At 62.1% G+C, this 10,079-nt stretch carries 7 protein-coding genes; 2 read left to right on the top strand and 5 right to left on the bottom strand.

Features of this window, described 5'->3' with window-relative positions:
• Positions 1-45: 45 nt before the first annotated feature.
• Positions 46-726, bottom strand: a complete 681-nt coding sequence (gene efp, locus KF708_08745; GenBank protein ID MBX3412762.1) for an elongation factor P — start codon at positions 724-726, stop codon at positions 46-48.
• Between efp and epmB the strand changes: the two genes are divergently transcribed.
• Together epmB and KF708_08755 are read left to right on the top strand one after the other, a co-directional pair.
• Entirely contained in the window at positions 725-1,786 is a 1,062-nt protein-coding gene (gene epmB, locus KF708_08750) for an EF-P beta-lysylation protein EpmB (protein MBX3412763.1), read from the top strand. The two genes, efp and epmB, sit on opposite strands and share 2 nt — an antisense overlap.
• Complete coding sequence (locus tag KF708_08755; protein ID MBX3412764.1) at positions 1,783-2,700, top strand: universal stress protein; 918 nt, start codon at positions 1,783-1,785, stop codon at positions 2,698-2,700. Before epmB ends, KF708_08755 begins: the two co-directional genes overlap by 4 nt.
• Positions 2,701-3,555: 855 nt before the next feature.
• On the opposite strand, the gene KF708_08760 is transcribed toward KF708_08755, so the two are convergent.
• From KF708_08760 to KF708_08775, 4 genes are all read right to left on the bottom strand, one after another.
• On the bottom strand, positions 3,556-3,990 hold the full coding sequence (locus KF708_08760) for a tetratricopeptide repeat protein (GenBank protein MBX3412765.1): 435 nt from the start codon (positions 3,988-3,990) through the stop codon (positions 3,556-3,558).
• A 244-nt stretch (positions 3,991-4,234) separates the two neighbouring features.
• The gene (locus KF708_08765; protein MBX3412766.1) at positions 4,235-5,362 is read right to left on the bottom strand and encodes an IS256 family transposase; all 1,128 of its coding nucleotides are present in this window, start codon (positions 5,360-5,362) and stop codon (positions 4,235-4,237) included.
• A gap of 186 nt (positions 5,363-5,548) precedes the next feature.
• A complete protein-coding gene (locus KF708_08770) occupies positions 5,549-9,250 on the bottom strand; it encodes a protein kinase (protein ID MBX3412767.1) in 3,702 nt (1,233 codons plus the stop codon).
• Complete coding sequence (locus KF708_08775) at positions 9,231-9,860, bottom strand: sigma-70 family RNA polymerase sigma factor (GenBank protein ID MBX3412768.1); 630 nt, start codon at positions 9,858-9,860, stop codon at positions 9,231-9,233. The genes KF708_08770 and KF708_08775 overlap by 20 nt, the downstream gene beginning before the upstream one ends.
• Positions 9,861-10,079 lie beyond the last annotated feature (219 nt).

Genomic DNA, 10,079 nt, shown 5'->3' on the forward strand with positions numbered 1-10,079 from the left:
CGGCATACGCCCCCGCAACCTGCGGCTCCGCGGACCGATGGCTCCCTACTCTTTGACGCGTTCGATGTAGTCGCCGGTGCGGGTATCGAGCCGGATCGACTCGCCCATCTCGACAAAGGCGGGGCAAAGGAACTCGGCGCCCGTCTCGACCTTGACCGGCTTGGTCAGGTTGGTGGCGGTGTTGCCGCGCACCGCCGGCTCGCAGTATTCGATCTTGAGGACCACGTGATTGGGGGGCGTCACGCTGATGGGGCTGTCGTTGAACAACACCATGCTGCAGATCATGCCCTCTTTGAGGTACTTCCAGGCGTCGTCGACCTGGTCTTTCGTCAGCTCGTACTGCTCGTACGAGGCATTATCCATGAAGACGAACTTGTCTTGCTGCTTGTAGAGAAACTGAGATTCGATTTCGGTGATGTCGGCCGCGTCGATGGAATCGCCGCTTTTGTAGGTACGGTCGAGGACCGTGCCGCGGATGAGGTTCTTCAGCCGGCACTTATACATGGCCTGACCCTTGCCAGGCTTGACGAAATTGCACTCGATCATCAAGAACGGATCGCCCTCGATCTGGACCTTGAGACCCTTCTTGAACTCGCTGGTGTTGTACGTAGCCACGTCGAATCCTGCTTCGTTTTCCAATCGGCGGGGGATATGCTTATCGGCAGCGGGTTGCCGTGTACCCGCTACGCTTCGGCGCGAGGGCCGAATCAGGCGGAAGGACCGCATGACGATTTTAGCGACTTCACGCGACTTTGTCCCGGCGTCCCGGGAGCCTGCGGCACGGTGGCAAACCGTGTTAAGGCAGGCAGTACGGGACGTGGGCGAATTGTGCCGCCTGCTCGAGTTGCCCGAATCGTTCGCGAAACAGGCCCGAGCCGCCCGAGGGCCGTTTCCCCTGCTGGTGCCGCGGGGCTATGTCGCCCGAATGGAACGGGGTAATCCGGCCGATCCGCTGCTGCGGCAGGTGCTTCCCCAGGCGGACGAGGCCGCGGATCTGCCCGGCTACAGTGCCGATCCCGTGGGGGACCGCGCGGCCGAACGAGCCCCAGGGCTGCTGCACAAATATCGCGGCCGTGCCCTGTTGGTGCTGACGGGGGCCTGCGCCGTCCACTGCCGCTACTGCTTCCGGCGGGAGTTTCCTTACAGCGAGGTGCCGCATACCCCCGCCGCCTGGGAACCGGCGCTCGCCGAAATCGCCCACGATCCGTCCCTGGCCGAGGTCATTCTCAGCGGGGGCGACCCCTTGATGCTCGTCGATCAGCACCTGGAGCGGCTGGTGGCGCGGCTGGAGTCGATCGACCACGTGCATCGCCTGCGCCTTCATACGCGTCTGCCGATCGTGCTGCCCGAGCGGGTTGACGAGCGATTGCTGGCCTGGCTCTCCTCGACCCGCCTGCACGCGGTGGTCGTGGTGCATGCGAATCACCCCGCCGAGCTATCGCCCGAGGTCGGCCTGACCCTGGCACGACTGCGCGACGCGGGCGCGATGCTGCTGAACCAGGCGGTGCTCTTGCGCGGGGTCAACGACGACGTCAACGTGCTGGCCGAGCTGAGCGAACGGTTGCAGGCGCAGGGGGTCATGCCGTATTACCTGCACCAGTTGGACCGCGTGACCGGGGCGGCACACTTCGAGGTCGAAGAATCGCGAGGGCGTCAAATCATCGAATCGTTGCGCGAGCGGCTGCCCGGCTATCTCGTGCCCAGATATGTTCGCGAAGTCGCCGGAGCGCCATTCAAGGTGCCGCTCGACGATCTTCGCCCGAATGATGGAGAGGAACCTGTATGAAAGTCTTGATCGGTGTCGACGGATCCGACCACAGTTTTGCCGCCGTACGACAGGCCGGCCGACTCCTGGCCGCGGGCAAGGATGAAGTCGCCTTCTACTACTCGCCGCCGGAGATCCGGGTGAAGGCGAAGGGCTCATCGCCGACGGCAGCCGCCAAGCACGCGCGAGATCTGCTCTCTAGCAGCGTGTTTGAACAGTCACGCAAGCACCTGCCCGAGCCGCTGCGCGCCAGCGTCCACGAGATTGTCGGCACGCAGCATCCGCGGCATGGCCTGATGGTGGCCGCCGAGGAATGGCGGGCCGATCTGATCGTCGTCGGCGCGCGGGGCGTCGGCACGATGCAGAAGCTGCTGTTGGGAAGCGTGTCGGACTCGGTGGTTCAGACGTCGCACGTGCCGGTGCTCGTGGTTCGCGGCAATGCTGTCGCGGCCGATGGCGAGCGCGTGCTGCTCGGCGTTGACGGTTCGGCCGCCTCGCGCGAAGCGGGAGCATTCTTGAAGAACTTCACCTGGACACCCGGAAGCGCCGGGCGGCTGGTCTATGTGATGGAGTCGATGTTCGCCGGCGAGTTGCCCACCTGGCTGGCCGAAAAGGCGCGCGACGCCGAGGTCGAGAAGATGGCCCAGGCCTGGATCGCCGAGCACGATGCCGAACGGGCCCAGCGCCGCCAGGAACTGATCGCGTTTAGCAGCGAGCTGCCCGAGCTGTTTCACCACCAGGAACCGATCGTGGCCGAGGGGACGCCGGCCGAACACGTCCTGAAGGCGGCCGATGAAACGAAGGCCAACCTGATTGTACTCGGCGCCCGGGGCTTGGGGGTCTGGAAGCGTCTGCTCGTGGGGAGCACGTCGCACAAAGTGCTGCTGCACGCACAAGCGAGCGTGCTGATCGTACGGCAACGCGAACAACCTTGAGCGGGCGGTGACTGCCCGCACGCCTGACGGCCTCGAACACCAGCACACGCCCGCGGCGCTTTGCAATCAACTCCGTGGCCACGGCCGTCACGTTCCTCGGCATCGGCCTGGCCCAAGGGTGCGCCGTGAGGCGCAGCCCGTTGGCCTCCGGGCTCGAGACGCTCGCCTACGGCGTGGGCGTGGGACTGCACTCGCTGGAGGCTGGCTAAGCCGGGACTTCGCGCACGATTGGCCGGCAGGTGATAGCCATGACATGCTGGAAACGGGAATGGACTGATGGCCAGCGTGACGTGGACTCCAGCACGTAGGTCACGCATGCCGTGCGTGACAATGCGCGACGTGGCCAACTCGAACAAGCCCGTAGGTCAGGGACGTGCGTACCTGACAACATTCGACGTGGCCAACTCGAACAAGTGTCAGGTACGGCGTACCTGACCTACAAAATCTGGCCGCGCAGACGGGCAGGCCTTTGCTGCACTACGACACCGAGCCAGGCCGGAATCGAGCAGTACATCGCCGCCGCGCAAGCGGCCTTCAAGAAGAATTACGGGCCAATGGCAGCCCTCATTCGGCAGGTGCTGGACGCGGCTCGGCAGCCCCCCCTGAGCTGTGCGAGAATCCGCGCGCGTCTCGTGGCTGAACGGCGGTAGCCCCTCGAGAACGCTATCGCGCTCGGTCACTTCCAGACTGCGCGCATGCCGCTTGCCCTCCTCCCGAAGCCAGGGAGAGTGTTCGCTGAGAACGGGACCGGTGCTGGCAAGCGGACTCAAGTCACAAGGACACCACGCCCTGTCGCGATCGGCGATGCGGGCTGGTCCTTATATAGCCCGGAGGGGCCGCGGCGCGCGGGAACGCTCATTCGGCCAGTTGCGGAACCTGCAAGAGCGGTTCGTAAGGAACGGCCTCGGCCTCGCGGCCGGTCTTCTTGTAGAACTTCACGAGCGCCGTGGCTGCTTCGCGCGTCAGCCAATGCTGGTCGCCACGTGATTTGCGCAGGATATTGAGCCCTGCAATCAAGTGGGCCTCGGCCTCTTCGTCACGCCCTTGCGCGCTGCGCAGCTTGCCCATGACTGCTTCTGCATCCCCAAGATACCAACTGCCAGGCAACGCATGTTTACGCATGAACTCAAGTGTCGTAGTAAAGTCCGCATCAATAGCGTCTTGTTCTCCAATCTCTAAAAGGATTCTGGCAACGACAACTCGTCGCCATGCTGCTTCCGGATCTGCAGGAAACATCCCTCCACATTCACGCAACCATTTGTCAACGGGATGCTGAATGGTGGTTAGCAAGTGCGCCTGGTGAGGCTCTACGTGATGCAAGTAGTTAAGCCATGTCCAGTGTTCCGTAAGCAACGGAAAAAAGACTCTCCCGGGAATTGTAGAGTTCCAAAGGTCGTTAATGAGTGACTGTGCTTCAGAAATACGATCTTGGGAATGAAGTACTTCTGCCTGGCATTGCACGTATACACTGAAATCTCTTCCCGTCGCGAGATAGTGCAACCGTTGTTCTGTAAATGACCTTTGTTGGGTGGGGTTACGAGGTTGTCTTGGGGAGGTAGCGTTTCTCGGTTTGCCACTCATCGTCGGTCTCCATCAGCACCGCGGTGGCCAGGCGGAGCAAGGAGGCTTCGTTGGGGAAGATGCTCGCCACGCGCGTCCGCCGCTTCAGCTCGCGGTTCAATCGCTCCAGCGCGTTATTCGTCCGCAGCCGCCGGCGATGCTCGGCCGGGAAGGCGAACACGGCCAGCCCCTCCGGCACGTTGGCCTCCAACCAGGCCGCTAGCTTCGGCGCCGACGTGACGTGCTTCGACACCATCTGGCCCAGCAGCCGATCCGCTTCCGCGCGATTCGGCGCGTTGAACACCGAGCGCAGATCGCGGCTGGCTTCGTCCTGCGGTACGTTTGGCGGCAGGTGATCGATGAGGTTCTGCTGTAAGTGGAACTGACATCGCTGCCAGGGCACGCCCGCAAATCGGGCCTGCAAGGCGGCCCGCAGTCCGGCGTGATCGTCACTGGTGATCAACCGCACGCCGTGCAGGCCACGCGCTTGCAGTCCGGCGAGAAACTCGCGCCAATGCACCTCGGCTTCGGAAAGCGAGACGCTCAGGCCCAACACGCTGCGTCGCCCGTCGGGCTGGACGCCGATCGCGACCAAGAGCGCGCAGGAGACCACGGTGCCGCCGATGCGGACCTTTTCGTAGCGGGCGTCGAGGAACAAGTAGGGAACCTCGGCCAACGGCCGCTCACGCCAGGCGGTCAGCTCTTCGTCGAGCGTCTGCACGGCGCGGCTGACCTGCATGCTGGTTACTTCGCGGCCGCAGAGTTGCTCCATCACGGCGGTCACCTTCCGCGTCGAGACCCCTTGGAGATACATCTCGGCGACCGCCGCGGCCAACGCGCGTTCGCTCCGCGTGCCACGCTCCAAAGCCGACGGATAGAACTCGATGCCGCGCGCCTGGGGCACGGCCAGCTCGAGCGTGCCCAGGCGGGTGCGGAGCGACTTGGCCTTGAAACCGTTGGCATAGCCGCGGCGGTCAGGCGTGCGCTCGTAGGGCTGCGCGCCCAGCGCCTGGCTGCGTTCAAGCTTCATGGCTTCATTCAACAGCGTCTGCATCGCCTGAGCCATGCCGTCGAAGCCGTGGTCGACAAGCAACTCAAGCAGCTCGTGGAAGCTGCCCGGCGAATCGGAGTCGGCTTGGGTCTCGAAGTCGAGGCGGTTACGATGATCGCGGTGGGTCATGGGCGTGTCTCCTTGGAAATGTGGTAATTCCCAAAGAAAACCGCGTATGGCCCGCCCTTTCCAAGATCACTTCACGCGCAAATGACAGCAATGCTGGCTGCCACGCGTTTACAGAAGGAATGATGCACTACCCGTCGCGACGCCATCAACAACATCCTGTTCGGTAACTTTGTTTTCTCTCATCAAGGCGACGGCCTCGTCGAATCGCCCGGAATAGATGTATGTTCTGGCAATGGAAAGGTTTTCCCAGATTGTATTCCTCGCCCCGGCAGCCAGACGCATACGGGCATGCTTCCGATACAATTCTTCGGCTCTATTAAAGTCGCCCTGTGTTTCGGAAACCCATGCCAATGTCTCGATATCGAACAAGGGACTTCCTTGCGGCTTGAACTCCACCGCAAATGCGAGTTGCGGAACCTGCAAGAGCGGTTCGTAGGAAACCGTCTCGGCCTCGCGGCCGGTGTTCTTGTAGAACGTCACAAGCGCCGAGGCGGCTTCGCGAGTCAGCCAGTGGTGTTCGCCGCGCGACTTGCGCAGGTTCGCCAGGCCGCTCAATAACAGTCGTTCGGCTTCCTCATTCCTTCCTTGGGCGGCACGCAGTTCACCCATGACGCTTTCGGCATGAGCGACAAGCCAAAGGGTCGGCGTAGGTGAGCCCTGCAGATCGTTTAATATCCTGGTATAGGCGTCGTCGATTCTGTCGTGTAGTCCTTTATCAACGAGTATCTTGGCCAGGACTACTCGCTTCCAAGGATCGTGATACTTTGGGGAGAAGGCGGTCAACCATTCCTCGACTGGTCCAGTCGTGTCTGTCAACAGATGCTCATTGGCTACTTGCGGGTGCAGTTTATGCTTCAAATACACCACGTGAGCAGTGTGAGGCCCCTCTGGAATATCGAGTGCTGCGAGTTGTGGTGCCAGAATAACTGCGTTGTCGAGGTTGCCCAAGCAGTGCACCAACTCCATTTGGCTGTGTACACACAGCGAAAATTGGTGCGCCGCATTTGGGTTCCTCGATGCTTCTTCCACAGACATCGGATGCTCTCGTAATAGCTTAGAAGCATCGTCGAATCGGCCGGCGATGATGTAGACCGACGCCATTATGAAAGGCTCGTGCCTGGCTGCTTCTTCACCCTCGAACCTTCGTCGCAATTCAAACTCTTGGCGATAGTATTCCTCAGCGAGGTCGACCTCACCCCAATGAAGCGCATTGGACGCAGCTTGCCCCAGCGGTTCCATCAATAGTGGACTGCCATTAGGTATCACCTCGTAGATATTCGCTATTGTTTCGCGAAACAGGGCCTCACTTTCTTGTCGTCGCCCCAACTCTAAACGAAGTCTGGCAGTCTCCATTGCAACCGCAAATACCAAAAAATGACTGCGTCCAAGTATTTCGCGCATTTGCGGAAGCGTCCTTTCATATACTGCCAACGCACCGGATGGATTGCCCTGCTTTACTAACAATTGTGCTCGCAGCGAATCCGCGATCAGCAAGGAAATACGATCTCCACCTTCCTGCTGCATCAGTATCTGCGTCGCTTCAAGCATCATTTGTTGTGCGGAGTTCCCATCTCCTCGTGCGAGTAGGGACGATGCTCGCGCCATCAAGACAAAGCCTACGTTACCGTCCTCTGCCCCTAACTTGGCGCGCCGGATTCGATACACGTCCTCCCAAAGCCGATCTACTTCCCTGAAATAGTCACCGCGTTGGTCAAAGTGAAAGTAATTGGCTTTCATCGCCATCAGCCACGCCAGGGAGAATTCTGCATCTGCTACGGCAAGCGCATCGACTCCGTAAATCCTCTTTCTCGCTTCGAAGGCGTCTCGCAACAGTGGCTCTCCTTCGTCAAGACTGCCTTGCCAGTGTCGTAGCACGCCCAAATGCAGTTTGCTGGTGGCCATGTCGGCGTCACTGGCTCCGTGCTGCATCCGCAAGTTGTAGGCATCCTGAATGAGCGGCTCTGCTTCTTTCACCTGCCCGAGATTGCTGTAGACATTCCCCAGGGTGTCGAGCATGGCGGCCAACACCAAGGGTTGGTCTGCGAGATTCTCTCGCGATCGTTCGGCTCCACGTTTCAGCAATTCGCTCAGTGGCAAGTCCATGCCAACTTCGTCGGCCCTGCGGAAGCCGAGCTTGGCCATCCCCAAAGGGTCGGCTGTCGTGAAGAGCTCTTCCAGCATGCTCGATATCTGCGTGGCATTTTTTGCTTGTTGTTCGGCCAAGGTGCGTGCTTCTGTGGCAGCTGTTTCCGCCTGTTGTGCCTTGCGCACGGCTTCTTGCTCGGCCAACAGGGCGCGATCGGCTTGTTCTCGCGCTTCGCGTTCGGCGATGGCCGTTTGCTGAGCCTCATCGCGCGCCGTGCGGATGCGCAGTGCCGCCACCGTGGAGATTGTCGCGACGCTCAATAGCAAAACGATCGACAGGGCCGATAGGGTTGCCACGACCGGGTTCTGTCGCGTCCACCGCGCCAGGCGCTGTCCGGCCGTTAGCGGTCGCGCCGACGTTGCTTCACCCCAGCAGAATCTGCGCAGGTCGTCGGCCAGTTCGCCGGCGGTTGTATAGCGATCACCCGGCTTCTGCTCCAAGCATTTGAGGCAGATCGCTTCGAGGTCGCGTGGCACGTCGGCGCGGACGGCTCGCAACGACAGTGTCTTGCCTTGCACAACTCGCGCCAGCGTGGCCGCGTCCGACTTGCCGCGGAACGGCGGCTCCCCCGCGAGCAGTTCAAACAGGATCACGCCGAGCGAATAGATGTCGGTCGCCGGGCCAAGCTCGTTCACCAGCCCCTCGGCCTGCTCGGGGGACATATAGGCGGGCGTCCCCACGATCACCCCCGACCGCGTGTCGTGGCCGACCTGGTCGAGCAGCTTCGCGAGTCCGAAATCGGTGATCTTGCCCGAGAGAGCCGGGGCCGACGCCGTTTCGCCAACCTGAAACGTTGTTTCATTCGTGGACGACTCGAGCAGCACGTTTGCCGGCTTCAGATCGCGATGGAGCACACCCTGCGCGTGCGCGTACTGCATCGCATCGGCCAGATCGGCTACCAGGCGAGCCGCCTCCTCGATCGGCACCGCAGAAGTTCGCTCGCGGAGCCACTCGGCGAGACTCTGGCCCGGCACGTAGGCCGCGGCGATGAAGGAAAGCGGCCCGACTTCGCCGATCTCGAAGACCGGCACGATGTGGGGGTGCGTCAAGCGTGCCGCCGCCTGGGCCTCGCGCTGGAAGCGTTCCCTGGCTTCGGCGCCGGGCAGCGAATCGCCACGCGGAACCTTGAGCGCCACCAATCGCTTGAGGACCGGATCGCGCGCCAGGAAGACGACGCCCAGCCCGCCGCGTCCTAGCTCGCGCAAGAGCTCGAATCGGCCGATGCGCTTGCCAGCCAGATCAAACAAGGCTGGTGTGTGAGCGGAGGGCTCTTTACTCTCTTGCACCGCCGCATCTTGTCCGTCGATCGCAGGTGGCGCTGCCTTGGCACGGCGATGGAGCTCCAATTGCCAGAGGCAATCTTCCAACTCGGCCAACTTCTGGGCCAGCTCCGGATCGGTCACCAGCGAGTCGTCGAGCGATGAGTCGGCCGGGTTCGAAGGTTGGGGGGTCTCGGCCTCGCCATTCGTGACGCGGGGCTGCATCGTGGCGTCCGGCAGCGGCGCGCGGCTCCCTTGCCACGATTGATCGATGAGGTATTGGTGATAGGTCACCAGCAACTCGGCCAGCGCCGACTCTTGCGGCGCCGATTCTGGATTCGCCGAAGCTCGATGTGCCGAAGGTTGGCTCGGCGGCGTGTCGTCGTCACGATTGGTCGTGTCCATGCAGTTCCTTCGTCAAGCGTTGGATTGCCCGGAGCCAGAGCGCCCGCGTCTGCCCCGTTGTGCGGTCCATGGCGTGCCCGATCTCTTCGAACGGCAGCAGGTCGTAATTGCGTAACTGGATGACTTGCCGGTAGTGGGCCGGCAGCCGCGACATGGCCTGCTGAACGGCTTGCCGATCTTCGTCACGCACGAGCAAGTGGCTCGCCGTTTTTCCTTCGCTGACCAGATCGACCAGGTTCTCGAGCGCGCTCTCGTCGCCGGGGGGCGCCTCGCGGCGGAGATCGCGCTGCGCCGTGGCCAGGTAGCGGCGCCGCGCGTGAGCGAGTTTGTTCGCCAGGATGCCGCGCAGCCAGCCGGCGAACTCCTGGGGCGTGGTCCCTTGAAAGCCCACGATCCCGCGGTGAGCGTCGGCGAAGGTCTCTTGCACCAGGTCCGAGGCCGAGACTTTCACGCGCAGATCGGAGCGCAACTCGCGCTGCGCGGTCATGAGCAGATAGGCGCGGCAGCCTTGGAGCATTTGGCCCAGGGCCTCGGCGGAACCTGCGCGAGCGGCGGCCAGCAGTCTGGCATGTGAGTCGGGCGAACGCCCGGTGACAGGTGGCGTGGTCACATACAGCCCCTAAGGAAGTGAAGTCGAACCATTCCGCGCGGATCGCGAACGAGGCGATTATGCTCATCCGCCACGCGGCAAGCAACGACTTTTGCCGGCCGGTGACGGGCGGCAAACGGTGGACCAGGGCCGCGACTGGCGAAAAAGAAAAGTTTTTCGCGATTCGATATTTTTCGCGTGCGCGTCGCGATAGCTGCGGCACCTATAGGTAGGGGGATT

The sequence above is a fragment of the Pirellulales bacterium genome, assembly GCA_019636335.1.
GTDB lineage: Bacteria > Planctomycetota > Planctomycetia > Pirellulales > JAEUIK01 > JAHBXR01.